The sequence below is a fragment of the Thalassospira mesophila genome (genome assembly GCF_002115755.1).
Taxonomy (GTDB): Bacteria; Pseudomonadota; Alphaproteobacteria; order Rhodospirillales; family Thalassospiraceae; genus Thalassospira; species Thalassospira mesophila.
In genome coordinates this window covers 239,102-265,522 of record NZ_JFKA01000001.1, presented here as the reverse complement: position 1 = coordinate 265,522, position 26,421 = coordinate 239,102, and the positions used below count along the sequence as shown (strand labels likewise).

The window sequence follows — 26,421 nt, the reverse complement described above, 5'->3', positions numbered from 1 at the left end:
GGTTATCGGAAAAACCCCTTTTGAAAGAGCCAGAATATGAGTTCACTTAGCAGCGGCACCGTCGCCGAAATTCTCAAACGCCTGCATAACGAAGCAGACGCCGCCGACCAACAGTTAGCGCGATCCTATGAGGACAAGGCCACCAGCCATGACCAAATAATCGCCCAATTCATTGATGCCGAAAACCGGGATTTGGAAGGGCTTTATCACGGTTTTGCTGGAAACTTCCTCAATGTTTCTGCCGAATTTGGGCAGTTTCTCTATATGTGCGCACGAAGCTGCAAGGCCAAGCGTATTGTAGAGTTCGGTTCATCAATGGGAATTTCCGCGATCTATATGGCCGCAGCACTGCATGACATGGGCGGCGGCAGCCTGATCGGAACCGAGTTCGAACCTGGCAAAGCCAAGCGGGCAAAGGCAAACGTCGCCGCCGCCGGGTTGGCCGATCTGGTCGAGTTTCGGGTCGGTGATGCCCGTGAAACCCTCAAACCCGGCGTTGGCGGCGACATCGACATGGTGATGCTCGACGGGGCCTTCACTTTGTATCTGCCCATTCTCAAACTGCTCGAACCTCACCTGAAACCAGGTGCCGTAATCATCGGTGAAAATGCGCTAAAAGAAGCCTCGGGCTATATTGATTATGTCCGTAATCCGCAAAACGGTTATCTCTCGCTTCCGCTGCCATTCGATTCGGGGCGCGGCAATGAATATACAATCAAAACAAGATAATCCGCGCATTCCGGCACCGATATTTCTATGACAGCGGGGAAATTTTGATCCCCCGCCCGTCACTGTAAAGTTCTACATGCCCGTCACCTGACGTCTGCCGGACTATGTAAAACAACCAACGAAAAACCCCCGAAGGTTGGTGTCCAACTTTCGGGGGTCAGTTCAAAAATCATGCGGGGGTTTATGCTCTTAACGTGATGCCAATGGCATCCGCAAGCCCGTCAGGCCACGGAACTCAATCCGTCAGGTCTTTCCAGATTTCTTTCATCTTGGAAAAGAACCCTTCGGATTCAGGGTGGCTGCCATCTTTGCGCGAAATGTCGTCAAATTCGCTCAGAAGCTCTTTTTGCCGTTCCGACAAATGAACCGGCGTTTCGACGCTGACCTCGACAAACATGTCGCCGCGCGCTTGCGAGCGCAGCACCGTCATCCCCTTGTTGCGCAAACGCAACTGCTGGCCAGACTGGGTGCCCGCCGGGATGTTAATGCGCGTGCGCGTGCCTTCGATGGTCGGAACTTCAATCGTTCCGCCTAGGGCCGCTTTGGTCATGGGGATCGGAATCCGGCATAGCAGATTGGCCCCTTCGCGCTGGAAAAAGCGATGCGGCTGAATATCCAAAAAGATATACAGATCGCCCGACGGCGCGTTATGGGCGCCGGCTTCACCTTCACCAGCCAAACGAATGCGCGTGCCGTCTTCAACCCCGGCAGGAATCGTTACTTGCAGGTTTTTCTGTTTTTCAACACGACCCGCCCCGTGGCAAACCTTGCACGGGTTTTTAACGATCTTGCCCTGGCCATGACAGGACGGACAGGTGCGTTCGACCGTAAAGAAGCCCTGCTGGGACCGTACCTTGCCGTGACCATTACAGGTCGGGCAGGTTACCGGTTGAGACCCCGATTCCGCGCCGCTGCCATCGCAGGCGTCGCACTGAACCGAGCCGGGAATGGTGATTTCCGACTTTTTGCCATTAAAGGCATCTTCGAGCGAAATCGCCATGTTATAGCGCAGATCGGCCCCGCGATTGGGCGACGCACCCCGGCGGCCACCGCCGCCCATGGCACCGAAAATTTCGTCGAACACGTCGGCAAACCCGCCGCCGCCGAAACCACCACCGCCAAACGGGCCACCGCCGCCGCCGCCGCCCTGTTCAAAGGCCGCATGGCCGAACCGGTCATAGGCTGCACGTTTCTCGGCGTCTTTAAGAACCTCGTAGGCTTCGCTAACTTCTTTAAACTTTGCTTCGGCAACCGAATCGTCCGGATTTTTATCCGGGTGGTATTTGACTGCCATTTTACGATAGGCAGCTTTGAGCTCGGCTGCGCTGGCATCCTTGCTCACGCCCAAAAGCGCATAATAATCCTGTTTCGCCATCCGTTACTCCGGAAATACGGGCGGGCCGTCCACACATTTAACATTTGTGCTGAACGGCCCGTCACGAGTTACAGGGCGGCGTGCCTAGACGACCGCACCGGTCGTCTTACTTGTCTTTTTTGGTGTCGTCGACTTCTTCAAAGTCGGCATCCACAACGCCATCGTCAGCCTTGTCAGCAGAATCAGATGCTGGCGCATCGCCATCTTCTGCCTGCTGGGCCTGATACATGGCTTCACCAAGTTTCATGGCGGCCTGCTGAAGTTCATTGATCTTGGTGGTGATCACCTCGGGGTCTTCACCTTCCTTGGCTTCCTTCAACGAAGCCAAGGCATCCTCGATCATTGATTTGGTGTTGGCGTCAACCTTGTCACCATGTTCAGCAATGTTCTTCTCGGTCGAATGAACAAGGGCTTCTGCCTGGTTGCGGGCTTCAACCAGCGCTTTGCGCTGCTTGTCGCTATCGGCATTGGATTCGGCATCCTTGACCATTTTTTCGATTTCGTCGTCCGACAAACCACCAGATGCCTGAATGCGAATCTGCTGTTCCTTGTTGGTTGCCTTGTCCTTGGCCGACACATTGACGATGCCGTTGGCATCAATGTCAAAGGTGACTTCGATCTGCGGCACCCCACGCGGTGCAGTCGGCAAACCAACCAGGTCAAACTGACCCAGCATCTTGTTGTCGGCGGCCATTTCGCGTTCACCCTGGAACACACGAATGGTCACAGCCGTCTGGTTGTCTTCCGCCGTCGAGAAAGTCTGCGACTTGCGGGTCGGGATCGTGGTGTTACGGTCGATCAAACGGGTAAACACACCACCAAGGGTTTCAATACCCAGCGACAGCGGGGTTACGTCAAGCAGCAGAACGTCTTTAACGTCACCCTGCAAGACACCACCCTGAATAGCAGCACCCAGTGCCACAACTTCATCAGGGTTCACGCCCTTGTGCGGTTCGCGACCGAAAAATTCCTTAACGCGTTCCTGAACCTTGGGCATACGGGTCATGCCGCCCACCAGGATCACGTCATCAATTTCGCCTGCCGTAATACCGGCATCCTTGAGCGCCGCCTTGCAAGGCGTCATGGTGCGGTCGATCAGATCGCCAACCAGTGCTTCAAGTTTGGCACGGGTAAGTTTGACGTTCAAATGCTTCGGACCAGCCTGGTCTGCGGTAATGAACGGCAGGTTGACTTCGGTCTGCATCGAGGAAGACAGTTCGATCTTGGCTTTTTCAGCGGCTTCTTTCAGGCGCTGCAGGGCCAGACGGTCCTTGCGAAGGTCGATCTGCTGTTCTTTTTTGAACTCGTCAGCCAGATAATCAATGATCTGTTTGTCAAAGTCTTCACCACCAAGGAACGTATCGCCGTTGGTTGATTTAACTTCAAAAACGCCATCGCCGATTTCAAGAACCGAGACGTCAAAGGTGCCGCCGCCAAGGTCATAAACAACAACGGTGCCGCCTTCTTTTTTGTCCAGGCCATAGGCCAGGGCCGCAGCAGTCGGTTCGTTGATGATACGTTTGACTTCAAGACCGGCAATTTTACCGGCATCCTTGGTGGCCTGACGCTGCGAATCGTTGAAATATGCCGGAACGGTAATAACCGCTTCGGTTACCGGCTCGCCCAGGTGGGCTTCGGCGGTTTCTTTCATCTTCTGCAGGATCATTGCGGAGATCTGGCTTGGCGCCATTTTCTCGCCATTGATTTCGACCCATGCGTCGCCGTTTTCACCGCCGACAATTTTGTACGGTACCAGGTCTTTATCTTTTTCGACTTCCGCATCACCCATGCGACGGCCAATCAGGCGCTTGATCGCAAACAGGGTGTTTTCCGGGTTGGTCACAGCCTGGCGTTTTGCCGGCTGACCCACAAGGCGCTCGCCATCATTGGTGAAAGCCACCATCGACGGCGTGGTACGTGCGCCTTCGCTGTTTTCAATAACCCGACCTTCTTTACCATCCATCACTGCAACGCAGGAATTGGTGGTGCCAAGGTCAATACCGATAATCTTGCCCATAATTCGTTCCTCTTTTAGCGGCCGGCCCGTCCCGCAGCCTTCGCCTTGAAGCGCCGCGCAGGACCTCCTGGGACCAATGGTTGTAATAGCGTTTTGTCCACGGGGCAATCACCCCGCGCACCTATATATGAAAGTCAAAACAAAGTCGCAAGCCGTGAAAATGGGGATTCTTTACGGTTTTTTCGCCGCAAACTGCCGCAGTCTGGCCATAACTGGTCCCAAAGTCTGGCTCAACAACAGCATTTCCAGCCATTTCAGCCCGATTTATGCGATTTTTCTGTCGGTTTGGCCACAGGTGTTTTTTCACACAATCATCAAACAGCCATCCCGCCCCGACAAATTAAAAGCTTCTCGCGCAGGGTATTTGCCAGTTCCTGCTTGGCATCCTCGCCCAAAAACGGCGCAATTTCCATATCGCGGCCATGGCTGCGCAAAACCAGAATACTGCGCGTCGCATCTTGTGGCGTCATCACCACCTGCACCCAGTAGGTCTGAAAATCAAATTCCTCGCGCACCCCGCGTGCCGATATGCGGGTCAGCCGCAAAACACTGCGCCGCAGTTCAATCATCTCGCCGCGCCGGGCGGACTGAAAGTTTAAATGGAACGCAAAAGACAAAAGCGCAACGTCAATTCCCATAAACCCGGCAATGGGCCACGCCCCCATCGACCAGAACAACACCCCCAGCGATGTGGTCACCCCGCCCACACACAAAACAAGCCTGCGTGCCCCGCGCCGCGTTAACGATCGTTGCGGGTGAAGGTCGGTTTTAAAAACCGGTTTTTCGGTACGCGGTATGTTCGCCATGTTGTATCACATCCTGCGCCAGACCCGGCATTGCCCCCGCAATTCGCCCCGCAAGGGTGAAAATTCAGGGTGCTTGTTCCGGTTTGGCCATCTTCAGGGTCAACGCGATTGCCATTGGCAACACCTTATGATGTCGGAAAATCTGGAATCACTCCAGCCTGATCACAAACAAAATTCGACCTTCCCGCTCCCGCGACATATAAATAGCAACAATCAAAAACCGGACGGTCCGTTATTGCTCCGTTATCCTGCCATTACCAAAGCGCCATAAAAAGCAGAGAGCCATGCCCCTTCCAACCTCGCGCCCGATGAGCAAAGCCGCCATCGAAGAATTTTTCCAGCGCCTGTCCGATGCCGACCCCGAACCGAAAGGCGAGCTGGATTACACAAATGTTTATACCTTGCTTGTCGCGGTCGCCTTATCGGCACAGGCCACCGATGTGGGGGTGAACAAGGCCACTAAAAAGCTGTTTGAAATTGTGGCAACCCCGCAAGACATGCTCGCCCTTGGCGAAGAAGCCCTGATCAGCCATGTGCGCACCATTGGCCTTTATCGCGGCAAGGCCAAAAACATTATGGCGGCGGCGAAAATTCTGGTCGAAAAACATGGCGGCATTGTTCCCAATGATCAGGACGCGCTGGAAGAACTGCCCGGTGTCGGCCGTAAAACCGCCAATGTGGTGCGCAATATTGCCTTTGGCGAACCGACCATTGCGGTCGATACCCATATTTTCCGCCTTGGCAATCGCACCGGCATGGCCAAGGGCAAAACCCCGCTGGCGGTGGAAAAGGCTTTGGAAAAGAAAATCCCCAAACGGTTCTTACATCATTCCCATCACTGGATGATTTTGCATGGCCGTTACATTTGCAAGGCCCGCAGCCCGCGTTGCCCGGACTGCATTGTCAACGACCTTTGCAATTTCAAAGACAAAACACCCGCCGCGGAATAACCGGGCGGGTGAATTTATGTGGTTTGTTTAGCGGTTCAGGCTGTTCGATCAGACTGCGAACAGATCAAAATACCGCATCAAATGCCGCCGGAGCCGGGCTGACCATTTTCGCGCCACTGCGCGAGATTTGCATCACAGCATACCCGCGCTGGGTCCGGCCATCGGCATTTAAACGAAAAACACCATCGATCCCGGAAAACCCGGTTACATTGGTCAGCCCGTCCATGGTGATGCCGGTGGCTGATCCTGCCAGAACAGCCGCCAGTGCCGTGCTGTCATAAGACAGGCTGGCAATACGGGGCGGTGCCGTGCCAAATGTTTTGCTATAGCGCCTGGAAAAGGCGCTCCAGTTGCCCGGTTCGGGGGCGGCAAAAACCCCGCCACTCAGGGCTGGTTCGGCAAACAGGCTTGAATCATTCCAGCCAAACGTCCCGATATACTGAACCGTTCCCGGATCGACATCATAATAGGCCAGCAACGCCGAGACCTGACGCAAATCACCGCCGGTCGCGGGCAAGATCAACGCGTTAAAATCGGGATCGCCAAGGGTATCAAGCCCTTCAAGCCGCTGCAGGGCCCGTTCCGAAGCGCTGGAGCCATCGGCCTCCAACTCTCTTTTGCGTGCCAGCAAAGCCGCATGACGCGAGCCATAATTGGCAAAATCCTTGACCGTTTGCTCCATCGCATCGCTGCCGGGCTGGTAAAATGCCACCTGCCCCATGCTGCCACCGGCACTGGTGATGATACCGTCCAGCGAGGCCGAAATTTGCCTTCCATAATCGTTTTGCGGCAACAGGGCGGCGAAACGATATTTGCCCTGGCTGACCGCATAGGCTGCGGCCCGTTTGATCTGGTCTTCCGGCGACAGGCCATTAACCCAGACGCCCGGTTCGGCGGCACGGATATTGTTGGAAAAGGACAGAACCGGCACATGGGCCTGTTTGGCAATTTCACCGGCCCCGGTGACCGAGTCGGAAAACAGCGGACCCAAAATCAGCTTGGCACCGGCATTAATCGCCTTTTGCGCCGCCAGTCGCCCGCCTTCATAGCTGCCTTCGGTATCGATCGGCATCAAGACAAAATCATCGCCCGCCGCATCAAACAATGCCAGTTCGGCGGCATGGCGCATCGCCCGGCCCAAATCGCCGTGCGGACCCGATAAAGGCAATAACAATGCCACCCGTTTATCGGTGGTGGCAGCTTCGTCGTTATAAAGACCCGACAGAACCTGACCGTCGCCCGGCATGCCGTCAAACGGGCTGGGTTCGCCAATCAAGCCCTGATTGGGCGCACGTGTGGCCGTATCGGGGCCGTTATTGGTGACAACAGGCGCTGGCTCACGATTTGAATCCATGCTAGTCAGGTCCGAACTGCACGCGCCCAGCCCTAGCGAAAGGACCAACACAGATGCCGTCCGGCACGCAAACCGGCGCCACGCCGAATTCCCGTTCCTCGTCGCAGACGGATGAAGTTTCGGAAAACCCACTCTCTTCACCTCCCAATGGCGTTATTTCTTCGCAGGGTAATGCGGGCGATCCGGCAAGTAAACCGGATCAAACAGGGAATGACAAAACCTTGCCATTATCGGCCGGGCTTTATCTGGTTGCTACTCCAATTGGAAATTTGGGCGATATTACGTTTCGTGCGGTCGATATCCTTAAACGGGCCGAAATTATTTTGTGCGAGGACACCCGCACATCTGGCAAACTTCTGTCACGTTTCGCCATAAAGACCAAACGTATTGCCTATCACGAACATAACGCCGAAAAAATGCGCCCGGAAATCATGGATCGGCTTGGCAAAGGCCAGGCCATCGCCCTGATTTCCGATGCCGGAACCCCGCTGATCAATGATCCGGGATATAAGCTGGTGCGTGATTGTCAGGCGGCAGGCCATAGCGTAACGACGGCCCCCGGGGCTTGTTCCCCGATTGTCGCGCTGATTTTATCAGGCCTGCCCAGCGACCATTTCTTTTATGGCGGGTTTTTACCGCCCAAATCGATGGCGCGGCAAAAAGAACTGACCCGCTTTGCCAATATTCCCGGCTCGCTGATTTTTCTTGAAAGCCCCAGACGTCTGGCCGCCTGCCTGCGTGACATGGCCGATTGCCTTGGGGCCGAACGCCCCGCCGCCGTCACCCGTGAACTCACCAAAATGTTCGAGGAAGTCCGCCCCGGCACACTTGGCGAGCTGGTCGCCCATTATGACGAAGCCGGTGCGCCGAAGGGCGAAGTGGTGATTGTGGTTGGCCCCGCCCCGGCGGGATCCAACGCGCCGTCGGCCGATGAAGTCGACGACCGGTTGCGCGTGCTGTTGCAAAGCAACCGGACCAAGGATGCCGCCGATATTCTGGCGCGTGAAACCGGGCTTAAAAAACGCGACCTTTATAATCGTGCCCTTGAACTGGGGCAGGATGATTAACCGTCATGGGTCCATCCCCCCACCCGCAACATGGCCCGGTGCCAGACCGTAAAACCAAATCGGCAGGTGCCCGTGCCCGCGCCGAAAAGGCCGGTCGCCAGGCTGAAAGCCTGTGTTGTTTGTATTTATGGATCAAGGGATACCGGATACTTGCCCGGCGTTATCGGGGTGTGGGCGGCGAAATAGACATCATCGCTCGTAAATCGGGCATTCTGATTGCGATTGAAGTCAAACAGCGCGCCTCTGAAAATGCCGCCCTGTTTGCTGTCACCGCGCGCCAGCAAAACCGCATCGCCCAAAGCCTGCAGGGGTTTGCCGCCAAAACCGGCCATGCTGGCGACCTGCGGATGGATGTGATGACAGTGCGCCCCCGGGGCCGCATCCGCCATCATATCAATGTCTGGATGGGGCCGTAAATATCAACGCCCATGACCCGTGATCACGGGTGCATTTTGGCCCCTTTGATAATTTTATCGGCCACCCGTTTTTCCGCCCGCAGGGCAATGCCAACCACCTTGGCATCATCGGGGGCAAACTGGGCAAAAACCTCGCGGTTGGCGGCATCATGGCCGGTTGAAAACATTTCTTCGATATAAAGCGACGCCGGAACGCCGCGATCAATGATGCGATTATGGATTTTGCCAAGGGTTGCTTGGTCTGCGGCTAAAACAATGGCGGGCTGGATCGACATGGGATTGTATTTATTGCCATTGCGATCCACATAATCTTCGCCGATGATTTCGGGAAATTTTGCGATAATCCCGCTCATCAAAAAGGCCGTCACATTTAGCGACTGCCAGCTTTCAAGGTCGTTTCGCAACACGATGGCAACTTTGGTATCAAACATGAACGTCATAATCCGCATAGCTGGTGAAAGGGGAGATGTATGACCACGCTTGTACCCGCCGCCGATAGCGACGGTATTGAACGTTTGTGCAACCTTGCCACCCGCGAACGGTTTTTAACCGCCCCTTCCCTGCCCGGCATTGAACGGATCGAGGCGCAGTTTTACGGCGATATGTTTTCCCCACATCGCCACGATACCTATGCGCTGGGGGTAACGTTGCACGGGGTACAAACATTTTCGTATCGGGGGGCCAAACAATTTAGCCAACCAGGCAATATCATTGTGCTGCATCCCGATGAAATCCACGATGGCGGGGCCGCCACCGATGCCGGTTTGCGCTATCGCATGTTGTATCTTGAACCTTCGTTATTGCGGCGCGGGCTCGGTGAAAATGCCGCCAGCTTGCCCTTTGTCGGCCAGCCGGTCTTTTCCGACCCGGTCTTGTGTGCAACGTTGTTAGAAATGCTGGCCCATCTCGACAGCGACCTTGACGCATTGCTGATTGATCAACTGATATGCGGTATCGCCGAAGGCCTGTCGCGCCACGCAAAACAGCCGATTCGCCGCAGCAAAAACCTTGCCATCCCCCGGCTGGAACGTGCGCGCCAGTTTCTGGAATCCAACAGCACCGAGATGGTCACCTCGGCCCAGCTGGAAGACGTCACCGGGCTGGATCGCTATAGCTTGATCCGCCAGTTCAAGGCCTGCTTTGCCACCACCCCGCACCGGTTTTTGGTGATGCGCCGGTTACAACGGGCAAAATTAATGATTGCACAGGGCGAACCGTTGGCCGCCATCGCGGCAGAAACCGGCTTTGCCGACCAAAGCCACCTCAACCGCCATTTCAAACAGGCCTTTGGCATTACGCCGGGCCGCTGGGCCGAAATGATCCGCCCGCAAAACGCCCCGCCCGCACCAACCGCACCGCTGGTTGCCGGGTAATATCGGCTATACAACAAAACCGGCAGGCATTGCTGCCCGCCGGTTTTAAACAGGATCTTTTTATCTGCAATAACCCGGATCAGCCGTTGCGATACCCACCCTGACGTTCCAGCATCCAGCCCGGATATTCAGCAGGCAAGGCGCTGACCGCGTTCAAGGTTTCAAGGTCCGCACCAGTCAGTTTAATGCCGGTTGCCTTGATGTTATCTTCCAGCTGTTCGGTGCGTTTGGCCCCGACAATCACGCTGGTGACGGCCTGTTGATGCAGCAACCACGCCAGGGCAATTTGCGCCACACTGCAATCATGGGCTTGGGCCACCACCCGCATCGCATCAATGCAATCGTAGGCACGGTCGCGGTTCACCGGCGGGAAATCAAAACTGGCGCGGCGGCCCTCGCCATCGGTTTCATGATCGCGGTCATATTTACCGCTGAGCAAGCCGCCCGCCAGCGGGCTCCAGACCATCAGCCCGACATTTTCCGATTTTAACATCGGCACAATTTCGCGTTCCAGATCACGCCCGGCCAACGTGTAATAGGCCTGCAAGGAGGCAAACCGCGCCAGATGATGGCGTTCGGAAATGCCCAACGCCTTTACAATCTGCCATGCCGCCCAGTTAGACACGCCGATATAGCGGACATGCCCATGTTTTACCAAAGTATCAAGGGCATCGAGCGTTTCTTCAATCGGGGTGGCGCTGTCAAACCCGTGGATCTGATACAGGTCGATATGATCAAGCTGCAATCGTTTGAGGCTGGCCCTGGCCTGATCCATGATGTGATGGCGCGAGGCCCCGGTGGAATTGACATTACTGCCCATACGACCAAAAACCTTGGTGGCGACCACCACGTCTTCGCGCGCCACCCCGAGGTTTTTCAAGGCCTGGCCGGTAATTTCTTCCGATTTCCCTTCGGCATAGACATTGGCGGTATCAATAAAATTGATCCCGGCATCAAGGGCGGTTTTCACCAGTTGGTCGGCGTCGTTTTGCTGAACCTGGCCGATTTTCTGCCACATCTCGCCCTGACCGCCAAAGGTCATGGTGCCCAGGCACAGTTCCGACACATAAAGCCCTGTTTGACCAAGTTTGTTATATTTCAACGGTTCGGTCCTTTCTTAAGCGGGGAAGAAGGATTGTACCGGTTTTTCAAAACCTGCCCGCAACAGATGGCAACAACCAGATGTCACAATCGGCAAGCCCCGTACAATGCAACGAAAGACACCGTTAAACATAACCTCGTCAGGCATACTGGCAATGGGGTCTGGAGGATCAGGCAAGGATCGAAGCGGATTATTTCATCTTGTTTGCGCATTGGTTCGTACACGGGTCCCGACAGGGCATCCCCCGGGAATTTTGCCGGTACAGTTCAGCACTTTTCCACAATAATCGCGCAAACAGCCATGACGCCCTGTGCAAACCTGCTTTTTTTAAAACTCCTTAACATCCGTGGCGCATAGTACCTGCTGTAATGGGGCGGACAGGTAGTTCAATGACGTCTATTTCCAAACCGGGCAATCATCATGATCCGGGACAAAGAGATAACAGGCACAAATTTTTGACGCGATGGAGCTCCGGGCTTTTGCTGGGCATATTGCTGCTGGCAAATAGCGGCTGCACATCGTTGGTGGTGGGAGCCGGTGCCACCGCCGGGGTGGCCGCGATGCAAGAACGCGGTTTTAAAAACTCGGTCAGCGACAATGCCATCAACGCCAATTTGTGGCGTAAATATCTGGAAATCGACAGGCAGATGTTTGTCGATATCGAAATTGAAGTGGTTGAAGGCGAAGTGCTGCTGGCCGGCCACGTTGCAACTGCCGACATTGAAATGACCGCCGTAAAAACCGCCTGGCAAACCGATGGCGTGAAGCGCGTCATCAACGAATTGCACGTCGGCGGCGAACTTGGCCTGATCGATAGCGCCAACGACCTTTTGATCAGCACGCGCATAAAAACAGCACTGATGTTTGACAGCCGCGTTTATGCGATTAACTACAATATAGAAACCGTTGACGGCACTGTTTATCTGATGGGGATTGCCCAGAACAAGGACGAGCTTGATCGGGTTATTTCGCATGTGCGCGCAACGAGTTATGTTAAAAAGGTTGTCAGTTTCGTTCGGCTGAAGGACGACCCCACACGCAAGAGGACATAAAAATCGCAGGCGTCATCCCCGAAACAGACCGTCAGAAACCGGCATTAGACTGGCTGAAATCCTACGCCGCAGGAAATTATCCTGATGCCAGTGCCGCCGAGGCCGCACTGTATCTTGCCAGTCTGGACAAACCCGAGCGCGATATATCGCCCTATCTGGCCCGGCTAGATGACATTTGTGCCGACCTTGAACGCACCATTGTCGATGCCGCCGGGGCCGGCGGCAGTTTGCCGCGTGTGATGGATCTCGCCATTGCCCTGCAACATGTCATTCCCGGGTATCATGGCTATCAGGGCGATGAGGAAAACTACGACGATACCGACAATGCCAATTTGATGTGCGTGATCGACCGCAAACGCGGCCTGCCCGTCGCCCTGGCGTTGCTGTATTTGCACGCTTGCGCCCGGTGCGGCCTTGATATGACCGGCATTGATTTTCCCGGCCATTTTTTGTTGCGCCTCGAAGCGCACGGCGAACGCGTGTTAATTGACCCGTTCCATAACGGCATTGTGCTGGGTGCAGCTGAACTGCGCGAATTGCTTAAAGCCTTTCAGGGCCTTGATGCCGAATTACAGCCCGAGCATTACCGCGAAGCCACCGAAAGAACGATTTTGTTGCGCCTGCAAAATAACATCAAGGTTCGGGCCCTGCGCAGTGGCGACCTGGCCTATGCCACCACCATTCTTGAACGCTGCCTGATCATCGCCCCCGATGAACCCGGCCTGTGGCACCAGACCGGCACCCTTCATGCCCGCTTAAACAATGATCAACAGGCATTGGCTGCGTTTGAACAATTTTTGGCGCTAAACCACGATCCGCGCCACCAACAACGCATCCGCAGCCTTGCCGCCGAATTGCGCGACCGGATTGCGGGGATCACACCCGACGAAAATTCAAAAGATACAAAGCCCCCAAAACAGCCCCCTCGCAGCGACGAAACTGTTGTGCGATTACACCCGCAAAAATCACCCCCGGCTGGTGAAACGCCAGCCCCGGCGACTGGCAATGAAGCTCCGCACATGCCAGATGACCCCACCCCGGCCTAAAGCGATTTTATAGCAGTGATGAGTGCCTGATGACCAACAAACAATGCAGCAGACCGTCACATCCGCAGGCAAAGGCATTGCATGGCGTGGCGTGATCGCAGATCAAATGATAATTTTTCCGGTTCGCAACATCATCGCCCTTGCTACCCTGGCCTTCATTCATCGGGTTGCGAGGGTGCCGCGTGGCGCAAGGCAATCCAGAATGACAGTTGCGATACAATCCCCGCTACCGACAAAACAACCGCAGCTGCCAGTGCCGGGTTGTCGCCAATCCCGGCAAGGGCGGTACAAACCGCCCCGACCGCCATTTGCGTACTGCCATAAAGCCCCGATGCCGAGCCAATCACCTGGGGGTTAACGCTGATGGCTTCGGTCAAAGCGGCGGGCGATGCTGTACCGGCCCCCAATGTGAATAAAAACATCAGTCCGACGGCGTTAAAAACGCTGAGGTTTCCGGTTAAAACCACCGCCAGCAGCGAAAAGGCCGCCGCAACACTAACCAGATTGGCAACCACCAGTAACCGGCGCAGGGGCACATGGCGAATCAAGCGCCCGGCCAGCAAACTGCCAAACCAGACCCCTAAAATCAAAACCGCCAGATAGGGACCGATTTCGTCGGTTGAACGGTGCAACTGATGGACAAAAATAAACGGGGCCGCACCGATAAAGGCATACATCGCCGTGGTCGCACAGCCACCACCCACGGCATAGCCCAGAAAAGCAGGCGATCGCAGCAGGCTGAAATAGTTTCGCACCACAGCCAAGCCTTCGCTGGCCATGGCGTTGCCACCGGTTTCGGGCAAAAGCCGCCATGTCAGCCCGACATTAACCACACCCAGCACACATAAAAACACCAGTACCGAGCGCCAGCCCAAATCCCCGGCCATGACGCCGCCCAGCAATGGGGCAAAACCCGGTCCCAGTGTGACCATCAAATTCATCAGGGCCAAGCGACGGGTGGCTTCCCTGGGCGCACAGGTATCGCGCACAATTGCCCGGCCCAGCACCAAACCGGCACAGCCGCCAAGGGCCTGAAACAGGCGCGCCGCAATCAGCCAGTGAACTTCGGGGGCAAAAACCGCGCCAAACCCGGCCACACTATATAAGGCAAGGCCGACCAGCAAAGTTGGCTTGCGGCCAAAACGGTCCGATACCGGCCCATAAATTAACTGCCCAACCGCCAATCCCAGAATATAAATACTGATGGTCATTTGCATGGCACCAGGCGCGGCACCCAGGTCTGCCGCCGCCAGCGGCAAAGCCGGAACAAATATGTGCATCGCCAGGGTGCCGCTAAACGTCACCAGCGCCAGCAGCCAAAGCGGGGCGGCACGCGACACTATGCCCGGTGTATCGGCAGACATTTCAGCACCGCTATCCTCGTCTGCACGGCCATCAATATTGGAGGCGGCAGTTTGCGCGTCTGATCCCAGGCCCGACGGCTGGCTGGCGAAGCTGTGGGCCTCGCAACTTGTTTCGCTTTCAGAATGTTTATCGCAGGTACGGGCAACATCGGGCGCAATGCCGGTGAGCGATGGCGGGATCTTGTTCATATCACGCGGCACCGGTTTTGGTCTGGCGGGCCACATGGGACAGCACCCGCAGGGTTGTGGTGATGTCTTCGTCGCTAAGTCCGCTTAAGGCATGACCTCGAACATTGGCAGCGGCGGTTTCAACCTTCTCGACCATGACGCGGCCGGCATCGGTAATCACAATTGTTTTGGCACGGCGATCTTCGGCTTCTTCGCGCCGGTCAATCAGGCCGTTTTTTTGCAAACAATCGAGCAGCCGCACAACGGCCGATCCATCAAGCATCAACCCTTCGGCCAGTTGTTTTTGCCGTAACGGCTCTGGCGCGCGCGCCAGATGCACCAGCGGCAACCATGTTGCTTCGGTCAGGCCAAAGGGCTGCAAACCCAAATCCACCGCCCGGCGCCATTGCCGGGCGGCTTGCGCCAGCAGTGGGCCAAAACCTGATTTGGGATAATTCGGGTTATTAATCACAACGGCACCTTAATTAGATGATATCTCATCTATTGGTATACAATGTAATTATCAGCACTGCAATCACGCGCCATAAAGCAGCCACCGAAAAGGATATATGTATTTATAAGATTAAATAACTGATCATATATCGTGAAAAATTATCGCTATACAACTAACCCTAAATGGGTACAAAACAGTTTGCATGTGAACGACACAGGCATGATTCGCCCTGAAACAGGGAAATATCCGTAATCAGAAAGTCTTTAATCTTCTTAATCGATATGTTTTTGGCAAACTTTGCCCGGATCATAAGCGAAAATGGGTCAGGCGAAAAAGCCGCAGAAACATTGAGATTCTGCCACCACGCCGCGGAAAACCCTGCTGCAATTGCCCGTGCCAGCGGATGAGGTTTGGCACCAGGGCGGATTTTTAAACGCCATAAACGCAAATTTGTTCCGGGCAAGGGACCGGCGCAAATGGCAAAACGATCCACACCCGAACTGTTTTTGCCGCCATAAAACAACATATGAAGTTTTATTTTTTATACCCGCAACCAAACAACCGGGTAAGCAACGGTCGCAAAACTTGCACCGCAAAGCCGAACCATTATACTGCCGCGCAAATTGCCCGGCGATGATCGCGGCCCCTTTACCCAACCAGCAGGAACCCTAAATGAGCGCACCCACAGTTGATGTTGTCGGAATTGGCAACGCCATCGTCGATGTTTTGACCCATTGCACCGAAGATGATTTGACCCGTTTAAAGCTGGTCAAAAATGCCATGACCCTGATCGACACCAAAACCGCCGATGCGCTTTACGGCGAAATGGGACCGGGCGTTGAAATGTCTGGCGGCTCTGCTGGCAACACGCTGGCCGGGATTGCGGCGCTGGGCGGCAAAGGGTCCTATATTGGCAAGGTCCGTGACGATCAGCTGGGCTCGGTGTTTCGCCATGACATTCGCGCCATGGGCGTCAATTTTGATACCAAGGCTGCCAGCGACGGCTCTTCAACAGCGCGCTGCCTGATTTTTGTGACCCCCGATGGTCACCGCACCATGAATACCTTTTTGGGTGCCTGCACCGAACTGGGCCCAAACGACATTGATGCCGACCTGATCAAGTCAGCCAAGGTCACTTATATGGAAGGCTATTTGTGGGACCGCGACGAGGCCAAGGAAGCTTTCGTTCTGGCGGCGAAAATCGCACATGAAGCGGGCCGTCAGGTGTCGATCACGTTATCGGATTCATTTTGTGTAGACCGCCACCGTGACTCTTTTCGCGATCTGGTCCATAATCATGTCGATATTCTTTTCGCCAATGAAGACGAGATCAAATCGCTTTATGAAGTCGATACATTCGACGAAGCCCTGATCGAAGTACGCCGCCATTGCAAGGTAGCCGCCCTGACCCGCAGTGAAAAGGGATCGGTTATTGTTTCGGGCGATAGCGTTATCGAGGTTGCGGCCGAACCGGTTGCCAAGGTGGTTGATACCACCGGTGCGGGTGACCTTTTTGCCTCGGGCTTCCTTTATGGTTACACGCAAGGGTTCGATCTTGCCACCTGCGGGCGGCTGGGATCAATCTGCGCCGCCGAGGTAATTTCGCATATGGGGGCCCGCCCGGACGCAGACCTTAAAACCCTGTGCCAGGGGGCCATTCCGGCCTAAGCAACTGCAAATACAAAATTTCACGGGACGGCAATAAACCTGCCGTCCCGCAGAAATACGCCGCAAATCGGCACATGCCCGTCATTTCGCAGTTGCAAAGCATTGACAATCTGCGGCCAATAGCGCATGTACCCGGCGTCCGTGTTGTATTTTTAACAAATCAAGCACTCTGGCATTTGCAGGGCAGGTGATGCGCCGCACGTAAGCGAGCAGCACCCCGCCTTCACCATATATATCGCCCAATCTTGTTTCTGACCGATGCGCTAGGTACCACCGGCGCGCGGCATTGTTATACGGAGTCCGCGCCCATGAAGCTGCGCAATATCGCCATTATCGCCCACGTTGACCACGGTAAAACAACCCTGGTTGACTCCATGTTCCGCCAGTCCGGCGTCTATCGTGACAACCAGCGCGTTGATGAACGCGCGATGGACAGCAACGACCTGGAACGTGAACGCGGCATTACCATTATGGCAAAGCCGACCGCCATCCAGTGGGGTGAAACCCGCATTAACATCGTCGACACCCCTGGCCACGCCGATTTCGGTGGCGAAGTTGAACGTATTCTGTCGATGGTTGATGGTGTTGTTCTGCTTGTCGACTCGGCCGAAGGCCCGATGCCGCAGACCAAGTTCGTTCTGGGTAAAGCCCTGAAGCTTGGCCTCAAGCCGATCGTGATCATCAACAAGATCGACCGTCCCGATCAGCGCGCTGAAGAAGTGCTTGATGAAATTTTCGATCTGTTTGTGTCGCTTGAAGCCAATGACCAACAGCTCGACTTCCCGGTTCTTTATGCATCTGGCCGTGATGGCTGGGCTGCTGAAAACCCCGAAGGCCCGAAAGAAAACCTGACCCCGCTGATGGATCTGGTTCTCAGCTATGTTCCGGCCCCGACAGGCGTCGTTGACGCACCTTTCGCCATGATCGCAACCATGCTGCATGCCGATAACTTCCTTGGTCGTATCCTGACCGGTCGTATTGCACAGGGCCGCGCCAAACTGAACATGCCGGTTAAGGTTCTGCGCGGTGATGGCACCGTTGAAACCGGCCGCCTGTCCAAGCTGATGGGTTTCCGCGGCCTGGAACGTGTCCCGCAGGAAGAAGCCGAAGCAGGCGACATTATCGCCATTGCCGGCCTGACCGACGCCACCGTGGCCGATACCATTTGTGCCGCCGAAGTCAAAGTCGCGATTACCAGCCAGCCGATCGATCCGCCGACCCTGGCGATGACCTTCTCGGTCAACAACTCGCCGCTGGCCGGTCAGGAAGGCGACAAGGTTACCTCCCGCATCATCCGCGCCCGTCTCGAACGTGAAGTTGAAGGCAACATTGCCATTCAGCTGACCGAAACCGAAGACAAGGACGCCTTTGAAGTTGCCGGTCGTGGCGAATTGCAGTTGGGCGTTCTGATCGAAACCATGCGCCGCGAGGGATTTGAACTGTCGATCTCGCGTCCGCGGGTTCTGATCAAGGAAATCGACGGCGTTATGTCTGAACCGTTCGAAGAAGTTCAGGTTGACGTTGACGAAGAATATGCCGGTTCGGTCGTTGAAAAAATGAGCCTGCGTAAGGCCGAAATGACCGACATGCGGTCATCTGGTGGTGGCAAGACCCGTATCCTGTTCCTCGCCCCGTCGCGTGGCCTGATCGGTTATCATGGTGAATTTCTGACCGATACCCGCGGTACCGGCGTTATGAACCGTGTGTTCCATTCCTATGGCCCGGTTAAGGGTGCCATTTCGGGCCGTCGTAACGGTGTTCTGATCTCCAACGACCAGGGCGACGCCGTTGCCTATGCCCTTTGGGGCCTGGAAGATCGTGGCATGATGTTTATTGAGCCGGGCGCACGCGTCTATCAGGGCATGGTGATCGGTGAACATAACCGTGATAATGATCTGGAAGTAAACATTCTGCGCGGCAAGAAGCTGACCAACGTTCGCGCATCGGGCAAGGATGACGCCATCACCCTGACCCCGCCGCGCCAGATGAGCCTGGAAGAAGCCCTTGCTTACATCCAGAACGACGAACTGGTCGAAGTGACCCCGAAAAGCATCCGTATTCGCAAGCTGCACCTCGATCCCAATACCCGCAAGCGCGAAAGCCGCAAGAAAGACTAACACCGTTTAAACGACGGTTTATTGGTTATACGAACAAGGCCGGTCCCCATGGACCGGCCTTGTTGCGTTTGGCCCCCGAATAACTGTCATATTTTAGCTGCGATCTTACGATGCTTTGGGCATTCTTTAACCGATGGCACCATATGGTCGGCAAAAGCCAGACGGATATTCAGGGGGAAAAATGAATAGCCACACCAAACGAAGCTGGGGTGAGGCGTTTCACGCGCTGACCAATCCACGGGTTATTACAATGCTGTTTTTAGGGTTTTCCGCCGGAATTCCCATTTTGCTGATATTTTCCACCCTGTCGATCTGGCTGCGCGAAGCCGGGGTGGAACGTGCCACGGTGACTTATTTCAGTTGGGCGGCTTTGGGGTATTCCTTCAAATTTGTCTGGGCCCCGTTGATTGACCGCCTGCCCCTGCCCATCCTTCACACCACACTGGGGCGGCGGCGCAGCTGGCTGATTGTTGCGCAAACCGCCATTATAGCGGCCATATTATGGATGGGGCTAACCGACCCGGCCCAAAACCTGACCATGATGGCCTTTGCCGCCGTTGCCCTGGGGTTTGCCTCGGCGACGCAGGATATCGTCATTGACGCTTATCGTATCGAGGCCGTCGATGTCGATTTGCAGGCAATGATGAGTTCAGCCTATATCGCGGGATATCGCATTGGCATGATTGTCGCCGGGGCCGGTGCGTTGACCATCGCCGCCCTGATCGAAGGGGAAGGCACCTACCAGCCACTGGCGTGGCGCGTGGCCTATGGCTGCATGGCGCTGGCGATGTGTGTCGGGGTTCTGACCACCTTGCTGGTCAACGAACCTGATGTGGTGCGCAAGGACAGCAAGTATTTCCATCACACCAGCGACTATATCCGCTTCTTGCTGATGTTTGCGCTAACCATCATCACTTTCATTGCTGCCAATATCTATGTCGGCGGCATGGTCGCACCGCTAAAGGACGCATGGGTTCGCGGTGGCATGACCACGGAACTGGCCGGATTTCTGGGCGGTGCGCTGCAACTTGCTGTCGCTGTTATGCTGGCGATTGCGGTGGCATGGATAACCACGCTGGCCGGAATTACCCCGCGCGATATGGTGCGTGAAACCTATGTCGCCCCGATCAAGGATTTCATCGACCGCTATGGCAAGGTTGCGATCCTTGTTCTGGCATTAATCGGCTTTTACCGCATTGCCGATATTGTCATGGGGGTCATGGCCAATGTGTTTTACACCGATATCGGCTTTTCAAAGGAAGAGATCGCGGCGGTTTCAAAAACATTCGGCCTGTTCATGACCATTGCCGGCAGTTTTCTTGGCGGGGTGCTATCGGTGCGTTACGGCGTGATCAGGATTTTGTTTCTGGGCGCGCTTTTGTCGGCAATCACCAACATCCTGTTTGCAATCATGGCGCAAATTCCGACCAATACCGCCATGTTTGCCGTCGTGATCATGGCCGATAACCTCTCAGGGGGCCTGGCAACGGCGGCGTTTATTGCCTATCTGTCGGGCTTGACCAATATTTCGTTTACCGCCATGCAATACGCCATTTTCAGCTCCCTCATGACCCTGTTTCCCAAGGTCATTGCCGGATTTTCGGGGACCGCCGTTGACGCCGTTGGTTATCAGGCCTTTTTCATTGGCACCGCCATATTGGGATTACCGGTTTTAGTGCTGGTGGTTCTGGCAGGCCGCCTGACCGATGTTGAACATCCAAAATCCAGACAGGTCAAAACCGCGGCTCGTTAGCAGATACCCGACACAGATGGCCCGGCATCGCCAGCCGCACAGTCGCCCCTGATCAAACAAAAACCCCGCTTGTCAAAAGCGGGGTTTTTCGTTGCCGGACCGATGTTAGCCGGGCCGGTCAATGCGATATTTTTCAGGCGGCCTGTTCGGCCTCGTCCTGGGTCAGCAACGCATAGATTGCATCAGCCGATGCAGCCCCGCGCAGCTTTTCACACATACCCTGATTGCGCAGCAACCGCGAAATACGTGCCAAAGCCTTCAAATGGTCGGCGCCAGCTTCTTCGGGGGCCACCAGCATGCAAAACAGATCGACGGGCTGTTCGTCGACAGCATCAAATTCGATCGGATTTTGCGCACGGGCAAATACCATATAAAGCCGGTCCAGATCGCCCAGTTTGCCATGCGGAATCGCCACACCACCACCAACACCGGTGCTGCCCAGCTTTTCACGATCAAGCAAAACAGAGAAAATCTGCCCTGCATCACGTCCGGTAACCTCGGCTGCTTTTTCTGCGAGTTCCTCGAGAACAGCCTTCTTGGCACCGGAACGCAATGCCGGAATAACCCCTGACGGGGAGAGAATTGTTGAAATGTCCATCTTTCGCATTGCGTTGTTTGGACCAGAGGTCGCGTTCGTCAGGCTGCCCCGGCTTTTTCATCAGCCGGATCAAGCCAGCCAATGTTGCCATCGGCCCGACGATACACAACGTTCAATCCGCCATGTTTGCCATTCCGGAACATAAGCGCCGGAATATCCCCCAAATCGAGACGCATGACCGCCTCACCAACGGAGAGCGTATCAATGCGATCGGGTGTTTCTGCAACGATCAACGGATCAAAGCCGTTTACATGATCGTCGTCAGAATGATCTTCATCTTCCTGCTGGATCACGTAATGACGCGCATCCATCAAGGCATCTTCATACTGATCACGGGCCGTATGGTGATCACGCAACCGCCGTTTATAGCGACGCAAACGCTTGGCCACCTTTTCACAAGCTGCATCAAAGGCAGGATACACCTCGGTAGCCGCCGCTTTCGCCTGAACCAGCATGCCTTTGCCGACATGGACCGAAATCTGTATGTGATAAAGATGCGCCTGTTTGGTAATCGTTACCGTGGCCTCGATCGCATGATCGAAATACTTCTCTACCGCAAGGTCCAAGGTCTCGACGACGTGTTCACGTAAAGCGCTGCCAACGTCAAGTTGCTTGCCAATTACTGTAATCTGCATGGATCGCCTATCCCCAGTTGAGTGACTTCCAGTACATCTGCGAACAATGGTGCCCCTCAATCAGGTGGCGGCACCATATTCCGTCGCCAATGCCAAGTCAACATTTGGGTATTCACCAATATGTTTCAATACCTTAGGCATTGTTTATTGGCATCAGGCAGCTATCGTACCTGTGCTTTTTTCTCGCGCCGCCTTTGGACGGACGACGGAATCCGCATTGCCTCACGGTATTTTGCCACTGTTCGCCGGGCAATGTCGATCCCTTCCTTTTGCAGAAGTTCGACAAGTTTATCGTCAGACAGAATTTTTTTCGGATTCTCCGCATCTATCAATGACTTGATCCGATGACGTACCGATTCAGATGAATAGGAATCTCCACCATCCGAAGACGAAATTGCGGTGGTGAAGAAATATTTCAGTTCAAATATGCCGCGCGGGGTCGCCATAAACTTGCCATTTGTCACCCGCGACACCGTGCTTTCATGCATGCTGATGGCTTCGGCGATATCGCGCAAAATCAACGGGCGCAGATGCGAAACCCCGTGATTGAAAAACCCGTCCTGCTGACGAATGATCTCGGAGGCGACCTTGAGAATCGTTGTTGCACGCTGATGCAGGGCCTTGACCAGCCAATTGGCGGTTTGCAACCGCTCGTTTACAAAGCTTTTTTCCTGACGACCGCGAATCCCGCCACTGATTTCAGCGACATATTCCTCGTTCACCAGCACCCGTGGCAAGGCATCACTGTTAAGCTCGATCAACCAGCTACCGGCGTTACCGGCCCGCACCAGCACATCGGGAATAACCGGTGTTGCCGGATCGCCGTCGCTGGTACGGCCCGGGCGCGGATCGAGCGTGCGAATTTCGGCGATCATATCGGCCAGATCATCGCCATCCACCGCGCAAATACGGCGCAGCCGGTCAAATTCGCGCCGTGCCAGCAATTCCAGATTACCGAGTAACGCCGCCATTGCCGGATCAAACCGGTTACGGTCGCGCAATTGCAATTCCAGGCATTCGGGCAGGTTGCGGGCGAAAATACCCACCGGCTCGAACCCCTGCATCCGGGCCAGCACGGTTTCAACCTGCGACATTTCACAGCCAAGGGACTCGCAAACTTCGCTGATATCTCCGGCGACATAACCTTTTTCGTCGAGCATATCGATCAGATAACTGCCAATCATACGCATCACGGGCGAAGAAAAAGCGAGATTAAGCTGATCATCAAGGCTTTGGCGCAAGGTGATGGTATCGGCAAGGGTTTGTTCTAAGCCCGGCAAATCATCGCTGTCGCCGCCGGCCATCGAGCCGCCGCCCGCGCTATAGGGCTGGGAATAATCGTGACTGGCACTGACCGGGGCGCCATCGGGTGTGATCTCGCCTTCGCCGTCATAAAGCGCGTCCGGGGCGCAATCAAGCGGGCTGCTGGCCTCAGACCCCATGCTGTCGCTGCTAGCCAGACGGTCGGTGCCGCGCAAATCCTCGCGGTCGCGAAAATCGTCAATGGCGCGTGTATCAAGGCCCGGCTCGCCATTGCCAACCGCATCATCACCGGTTTCGGCAAAGGTTTGGCCGGGTTCGGCCCGTTCCAGGAGCGGGTTTTCCAGAAGCTCGCTGTCGATGAAATTGGAAAGTTCGATATTGTTAAATTGCAACAGTTTGATCGCCTGCTGCAATTGCGGCGTCATGACAAGAGACTGTGACTGACGAAGATCAAGCCTTGCCTTCAGGGCCATATCAGTACCTACCCCGTATCAATCCGCTTTCCCCCATTTCCGTGCCTTGCCTTTGAGCGCCCGTCCGCGTTTCTATATGTAACGACGCGGTATGGGCTCATGAAATATCAGTGTCAGAACAACCTGGCCGCAAGTCCCCATACAGGCACACGGTGATTGATCAAATCAATTGTTATCAGTCCGAAAAAGACAGGAACAGCCAAATATTAAATTGTTTTATTGTCTTAAAGACTGAATCTGTCGCCCAGATACACACGGCGCACATCGACATTACGTACAATCTCGTCTGGTCCGCCTTCCATCAGCACCCGGCCATCGTGCAAAATATAGGCCCGGTCGATAATGTCGAGGGTTTCACGCACGTTATGATCGGTAATCAGAACGCCAATTCCCCGGTTTTTCAAATGCCCCACCAGATCGCGGATATCGCCCACTGCAATCGGGTCGATCCCGGCCAGCGGTTCATCTAGCAGCACAAAATTGGGATGGGCGGCCAGGGCACGGGCAATTTCACAGCGGCGGCGTTCGCCCCCGGAAAGGGCCAGGGCAGGCGTGCGGCGCAAATGCTCGATGGCAAATTCAGCCAGCAAATCTTCCAGATTCTGTTCGCGTTTGATGCGGTCATTTTCGACCACTTCAAGCACGGCCATGATGTTTTGTTCAACCGTCATACCGCGAAAAATAGATGCTTCCTGCGGCAAATAGCCAATGCCCATCCGCGCACGCTGATACATCGGCATCATCGTAATATCGCGGCCATCCATCGAAATGCTGCCACGGTCGGGGGAAATCAGCCCGGTGATGATGTAAAAACTGGTGGTTTTACCCGCCCCGTTCGGGCCAAGAAGGCCCACGGCCTCGCCGCGCTGAACCGAAATCGAAACATCCTTTAGGACCGGGCGCTTTTTAAAGCTCTTGCCCAGATTATGTGCCACCAGCCCCTTATTTGCACTTACCAGTCGCGGCCCGCCCGCACTTTCGGCGTCGGGCATGGCAATAGACGCATCTGCGCCTGGTTTATTTGTGCTTTTACGAGACCAGAACACTGTCTTTCCGACCCTTTGTCAGTTTGTTTTACCAGCGGGCTTATTGCCTGCTTCGGGTTTCTTTTCATTATCAGGAACCAGCAAGCCACGCACCCGTGATTTACCGTCTCCCTTGCCATCTGCCATCAGGCGGCTAATTCCGGTTTTTAAATCGACAACGGCGCGATCCCCGTTCAACTGGTTCTTGCCGCGCGTGATCTTAACCGATCCGGTCAAGGTCGCGATACCCGTTTTCGCATCATAAACCCCTTGATCCCCCACAACAAAATCTGTGGCGGTTTCAATGGTAACATGGCCATAGCCATCAATGCGTTCAAGTTCGTTGTCGCCTTTGGCAGACTGAATAAACCGGGCCGTTAACACATCGGCGCGCAATTTGCGCCCTTCGGATGTCGCAACGGCATTACCGCGCGCCACCGCCATGTGTTTGGCTTCCCAATATTCAAGGCTGTCTTTGGCGGTCAGGGTTTCGGTCGGGGTTTTATATGTCAAATTATCCCCGGTCAGCACCACCACCGCCTGATCGATGTCGTAAATGGCCAGATCGCCGGTGGCAACATCGGTCGTGGTCGATAATTTTACATGACCATGTGCTTCCAAGCGGTAAATCTCGGTTCCGGCATCGCTTTCACGATAAAAAGCCCGCAATTCGTCGCTATTGACCTTTGAATCACCCCGGCGGGCAAACGCATTGCCCCGCGCAATCAACACACTGTCGTTGCGACGCCATTCAATGCCATTATCGGATTCAACATCAAGGCCGCCCGCACCTTGCTGGGTCAAGCCCAGCGGCGCTGCAAAAACCGGGCTGGTCGCGGCACTACAGGCAAGCCCAACCACAAGCGTCGCCGCATATAACAACCCACCCCCGTGCGGCGTTCTGATCATGATTTCCCTTTCATTGCCTTATCAAATATCGTCAGTTTCGATTTGCCCAGAAAATGAATAACAGACCCCTTATTTTCCAGTTCAAACCCTGAATCAGACTTAATCGTTCCAAACGGCCCCTGCCCGTCGACCGGGTCGGTGCCGCTGGCATTGCCCTGACTTAACCTGATTTCGGCACTTTCTGTATGAATCTCGAACCCCTTGTCGTGATACATATTAACAGCACCATTTAAATCAAGCTTGCCCTTACTTTCCGTATAAAACCCCTTGTCTGCCGTTAAGGCGACCCAGGTGCCATCGGTTAACGTCATGTCGGCCTGCGGACGGTCGAGCAAAACATGCTCCATCGCACTTTCACCATCCTTGCGCTGCTCGACGGCTTCGGTTGCCGTTACGGTAAAAGGTTGCCGGTTGCCATCCACACCAAAAAACCGCGGATTGCTCATGGCAACATTTTCCATCAGATCATCGGGCGAGCTGGAAAAACCAAGATGAAACCCGTTTTCCTGTACCTGTTCGATCTGGGGCCACAAAACTACCAGTGCCAGCAACGCCGCCGCAACCATCGGCAGAATTAACTTTAGCATCAAAACAACGCTGCGGCGAAACGGATTGATTTTAACATTGCGCCGGGTCGACGACATCCGGTCACGCGACCGCGGGTTATGCGCCTCGCTTTCCGGTGTATCTGAACGATCCGCGCACAT

At 55.0% G+C, this 26,421-nt stretch carries 24 protein-coding genes; 10 read left to right on the top strand and 14 right to left on the bottom strand.

Features of this window, described 5'->3' with window-relative positions:
• Positions 1-36 precede the first annotated feature (36 nt).
• Positions 37-729 carry an O-methyltransferase gene (locus TMES_RS01245; RefSeq protein ID WP_085578663.1) on the top strand — a complete coding sequence of 231 codons (693 nt, stop codon included), beginning with the start codon at positions 37-39 and terminating at the stop codon, positions 727-729.
• Between the two features lie 235 nt (positions 730-964).
• Here TMES_RS01245 and dnaJ read toward each other — a convergent pair whose 3' ends face one another.
• The 3 genes from dnaJ to TMES_RS01230 all read right to left on the bottom strand — a co-directional run bounded on the left by dnaJ (position 965) and on the right by TMES_RS01230 (position 4,927).
• Complete coding sequence (gene dnaJ, locus TMES_RS01240) at positions 965-2,104, bottom strand: molecular chaperone DnaJ (RefSeq protein WP_085578661.1); 1,140 nt, start codon at positions 2,102-2,104, stop codon at positions 965-967.
• Positions 2,105-2,210: 106 nt separating this feature from the next.
• The gene (dnaK, locus tag TMES_RS01235) at positions 2,211-4,121 is read right to left on the bottom strand and encodes a molecular chaperone DnaK (RefSeq protein WP_085578659.1); all 1,911 of its coding nucleotides are present in this window, start codon (positions 4,119-4,121) and stop codon (positions 2,211-2,213) included.
• Between the two features lie 314 nt (positions 4,122-4,435).
• Positions 4,436-4,927 carry a DUF2244 domain-containing protein gene (locus TMES_RS01230; RefSeq protein ID WP_085578657.1) on the bottom strand — a complete coding sequence of 164 codons (492 nt, stop codon included), beginning with the start codon at positions 4,925-4,927 and terminating at the stop codon, positions 4,436-4,438.
• A 308-nt stretch (positions 4,928-5,235) separates the two neighbouring features.
• On the opposite strand from TMES_RS01230, the gene nth reads away from it, so the two are divergent.
• Positions 5,236-5,877: an endonuclease III gene (gene nth / locus TMES_RS01220; protein WP_085579762.1), complete on the top strand. Its 642-nt coding sequence runs from the start codon at positions 5,236-5,238 to the stop codon at positions 5,875-5,877.
• A 64-nt stretch (positions 5,878-5,941) separates the two neighbouring features.
• Here the strand turns inward: nth and TMES_RS01215 are convergent, their stop codons facing one another.
• Complete coding sequence (locus tag TMES_RS01215; protein ID WP_245835158.1) at positions 5,942-7,231, bottom strand: penicillin-binding protein activator; 1,290 nt, start codon at positions 7,229-7,231, stop codon at positions 5,942-5,944.
• 53 nt (positions 7,232-7,284) lie between these two features.
• On the opposite strand from TMES_RS01215, the gene rsmI reads away from it, so the two are divergent.
• Together rsmI and TMES_RS01205 are read left to right on the top strand one after the other, a co-directional pair.
• On the top strand, positions 7,285-8,298 hold the full coding sequence (gene rsmI, locus TMES_RS01210) for a 16S rRNA (cytidine(1402)-2'-O)-methyltransferase (protein WP_085579760.1): 1,014 nt from the start codon (positions 7,285-7,287) through the stop codon (positions 8,296-8,298).
• A 5-nt stretch (positions 8,299-8,303) separates the two neighbouring features.
• The gene (locus TMES_RS01205) at positions 8,304-8,714 is read left to right on the top strand and encodes a YraN family protein (RefSeq protein ID WP_085578651.1); all 411 of its coding nucleotides are present in this window, start codon (positions 8,304-8,306) and stop codon (positions 8,712-8,714) included.
• Between the two features lie 23 nt (positions 8,715-8,737).
• Here the strand turns inward: TMES_RS01205 and TMES_RS01200 are convergent, their stop codons facing one another.
• A complete protein-coding gene (locus TMES_RS01200; RefSeq protein ID WP_085579758.1) occupies positions 8,738-9,145 on the bottom strand; it encodes a DUF2000 family protein in 408 nt (135 codons plus the stop codon).
• Between the two features lie 39 nt (positions 9,146-9,184).
• Here TMES_RS01200 and TMES_RS01195 point away from each other — a divergent pair, with 39 nt between their 5' ends.
• A complete protein-coding gene (locus tag TMES_RS01195) occupies positions 9,185-10,087 on the top strand; it encodes an AraC family transcriptional regulator (RefSeq protein ID WP_085578649.1) in 903 nt (300 codons plus the stop codon).
• A 79-nt stretch (positions 10,088-10,166) separates the two neighbouring features.
• Here TMES_RS01195 and TMES_RS01190 read toward each other — a convergent pair whose 3' ends face one another.
• On the bottom strand, positions 10,167-11,189 hold the full coding sequence (locus tag TMES_RS01190) for an aldo/keto reductase (protein ID WP_085578647.1): 1,023 nt from the start codon (positions 11,187-11,189) through the stop codon (positions 10,167-10,169).
• A gap of 455 nt (positions 11,190-11,644) precedes the next feature.
• Here TMES_RS01190 and TMES_RS01185 point away from each other — a divergent pair, with 455 nt between their 5' ends.
• Together TMES_RS01185 and TMES_RS01180 are read left to right on the top strand one after the other, a co-directional pair.
• Entirely contained in the window at positions 11,645-12,241 is a 597-nt protein-coding gene (locus TMES_RS01185; RefSeq protein WP_245835157.1) for a BON domain-containing protein, read from the top strand.
• Between the two features lie 53 nt (positions 12,242-12,294).
• Positions 12,295-13,287 carry a SirB1 family protein gene (locus TMES_RS01180; protein WP_425444039.1) on the top strand — a complete coding sequence of 331 codons (993 nt, stop codon included), beginning with the start codon at positions 12,295-12,297 and terminating at the stop codon, positions 13,285-13,287.
• Positions 13,288-13,442: 155 nt separating this feature from the next.
• Here TMES_RS01180 and TMES_RS01175 read toward each other — a convergent pair whose 3' ends face one another.
• Complete coding sequence (locus tag TMES_RS01175; RefSeq protein ID WP_245835156.1) at positions 13,443-14,840, bottom strand: multidrug effflux MFS transporter; 1,398 nt, start codon at positions 14,838-14,840, stop codon at positions 13,443-13,445.
• Position 14,841: 1 nt separating this feature from the next.
• Positions 14,842-15,291, bottom strand: coding sequence for a MarR family winged helix-turn-helix transcriptional regulator (locus TMES_RS01170; RefSeq protein WP_085578641.1), 450 nt, complete (start codon positions 15,289-15,291; stop codon positions 14,842-14,844).
• A 654-nt stretch (positions 15,292-15,945) separates the two neighbouring features.
• On the opposite strand from TMES_RS01170, the gene TMES_RS01160 reads away from it, so the two are divergent.
• The 3 genes from TMES_RS01160 (at position 15,946) to TMES_RS01150 (ending at position 20,811) form a co-directional block, all read left to right on the top strand.
• Complete coding sequence (locus tag TMES_RS01160; protein ID WP_085578636.1) at positions 15,946-16,941, top strand: adenosine kinase; 996 nt, start codon at positions 15,946-15,948, stop codon at positions 16,939-16,941.
• Between the two features lie 308 nt (positions 16,942-17,249).
• Entirely contained in the window at positions 17,250-19,058 is a 1,809-nt protein-coding gene (gene typA, locus TMES_RS01155) for a translational GTPase TypA (RefSeq protein ID WP_085578634.1), read from the top strand.
• 181 nt (positions 19,059-19,239) lie between these two features.
• A complete protein-coding gene (locus TMES_RS01150; protein WP_085578632.1) occupies positions 19,240-20,811 on the top strand; it encodes an AmpG family muropeptide MFS transporter in 1,572 nt (523 codons plus the stop codon).
• 133 nt (positions 20,812-20,944) lie between these two features.
• Here the strand turns inward: TMES_RS01150 and ptsN are convergent, their stop codons facing one another.
• The 6 genes from ptsN to lptC form a co-directional block, all read right to left on the bottom strand.
• Complete coding sequence (gene ptsN, locus TMES_RS01145; protein WP_085578630.1) at positions 20,945-21,409, bottom strand: PTS IIA-like nitrogen regulatory protein PtsN; 465 nt, start codon at positions 21,407-21,409, stop codon at positions 20,945-20,947.
• Positions 21,410-21,447: 38 nt separating this feature from the next.
• Positions 21,448-22,044, bottom strand: a complete 597-nt coding sequence (gene hpf, locus TMES_RS01140) for a ribosome hibernation-promoting factor, HPF/YfiA family (protein WP_085578628.1) — start codon at positions 22,042-22,044, stop codon at positions 21,448-21,450.
• A gap of 161 nt (positions 22,045-22,205) precedes the next feature.
• Positions 22,206-23,780, bottom strand: a complete 1,575-nt coding sequence (gene rpoN / locus TMES_RS01135; RefSeq protein ID WP_085578626.1) for an RNA polymerase factor sigma-54 — start codon at positions 23,778-23,780, stop codon at positions 22,206-22,208.
• Positions 23,781-24,004: 224 nt separating this feature from the next.
• Complete coding sequence (lptB, locus tag TMES_RS01130) at positions 24,005-24,772, bottom strand: LPS export ABC transporter ATP-binding protein (RefSeq protein ID WP_085578624.1); 768 nt, start codon at positions 24,770-24,772, stop codon at positions 24,005-24,007.
• A 72-nt stretch (positions 24,773-24,844) separates the two neighbouring features.
• Positions 24,845-25,714, bottom strand: coding sequence for an LptA/OstA family protein (locus TMES_RS01125; protein ID WP_085578622.1), 870 nt, complete (start codon positions 25,712-25,714; stop codon positions 24,845-24,847).
• Positions 25,711-26,421 (bottom strand): LPS export ABC transporter periplasmic protein LptC, encoded by a 711-nt coding sequence (lptC, locus tag TMES_RS01120; protein ID WP_085578620.1) that lies wholly within the window; start codon positions 26,419-26,421, stop codon positions 25,711-25,713. The genes TMES_RS01125 and lptC overlap by 4 nt, the downstream gene beginning before the upstream one ends.

Bases quoted from the DNA above. Each gene is read 5' to 3' on its own strand.
- TMES_RS01245 (WP_085578663.1), top strand. From the start codon at position 37: ATGAGTTCACTTAGCAGCGGCACCGTCGCCGAAATTCTCAAACGCCTG.
- dnaJ (WP_085578661.1), bottom strand. From the start codon at position 2,104: ATGGCGAAACAGGATTATTATGCGCTTTTGGGCGTGAGCAAGGATGCC.
- dnaK (WP_085578659.1), bottom strand. From the start codon at position 4,121: ATGGGCAAGATTATCGGTATTGACCTTGGCACCACCAATTCCTGCGTT.
- TMES_RS01230 (WP_085578657.1), bottom strand. From the start codon at position 4,927: ATGGCGAACATACCGCGTACCGAAAAACCGGTTTTTAAAACCGACCTT.
- nth (WP_085579762.1), top strand. From the start codon at position 5,236: ATGAGCAAAGCCGCCATCGAAGAATTTTTCCAGCGCCTGTCCGATGCC.
- TMES_RS01215 (WP_245835158.1), bottom strand. From the start codon at position 7,231: ATGGATTCAAATCGTGAGCCAGCGCCTGTTGTCACCAATAACGGCCCC.
- rsmI (WP_085579760.1), top strand. From the start codon at position 7,285: ATGCCGTCCGGCACGCAAACCGGCGCCACGCCGAATTCCCGTTCCTCG.
- TMES_RS01205 (WP_085578651.1), top strand. From the start codon at position 8,304: ATGGGTCCATCCCCCCACCCGCAACATGGCCCGGTGCCAGACCGTAAA.
- TMES_RS01200 (WP_085579758.1), bottom strand. From the start codon at position 9,145: ATGTTTGATACCAAAGTTGCCATCGTGTTGCGAAACGACCTTGAAAGC.
- TMES_RS01195 (WP_085578649.1), top strand. From the start codon at position 9,185: ATGACCACGCTTGTACCCGCCGCCGATAGCGACGGTATTGAACGTTTG.
- TMES_RS01175 (WP_245835156.1), bottom strand. From the start codon at position 14,840: ATGAACAAGATCCCGCCATCGCTCACCGGCATTGCGCCCGATGTTGCC.
- TMES_RS01160 (WP_085578636.1), top strand. From the start codon at position 15,946: ATGAGCGCACCCACAGTTGATGTTGTCGGAATTGGCAACGCCATCGTC.
- typA (WP_085578634.1), top strand. From the start codon at position 17,250: ATGAAGCTGCGCAATATCGCCATTATCGCCCACGTTGACCACGGTAAA.
- TMES_RS01150 (WP_085578632.1), top strand. From the start codon at position 19,240: ATGAATAGCCACACCAAACGAAGCTGGGGTGAGGCGTTTCACGCGCTG.
- ptsN (WP_085578630.1), bottom strand. From the start codon at position 21,409: ATGGACATTTCAACAATTCTCTCCCCGTCAGGGGTTATTCCGGCATTG.
- hpf (WP_085578628.1), bottom strand. From the start codon at position 22,044: ATGCAGATTACAGTAATTGGCAAGCAACTTGACGTTGGCAGCGCTTTA.
- rpoN (WP_085578626.1), bottom strand. From the start codon at position 23,780: ATGGCCCTGAAGGCAAGGCTTGATCTTCGTCAGTCACAGTCTCTTGTC.
- lptB (WP_085578624.1), bottom strand. From the start codon at position 24,772: ATGCCCGACGCCGAAAGTGCGGGCGGGCCGCGACTGGTAAGTGCAAAT.
- TMES_RS01125 (WP_085578622.1), bottom strand. From the start codon at position 25,714: ATGATCAGAACGCCGCACGGGGGTGGGTTGTTATATGCGGCGACGCTT.
- lptC (WP_085578620.1), bottom strand. From the start codon at position 26,421: ATGTGCGCGGATCGTTCAGATACACCGGAAAGCGAGGCGCATAACCCG.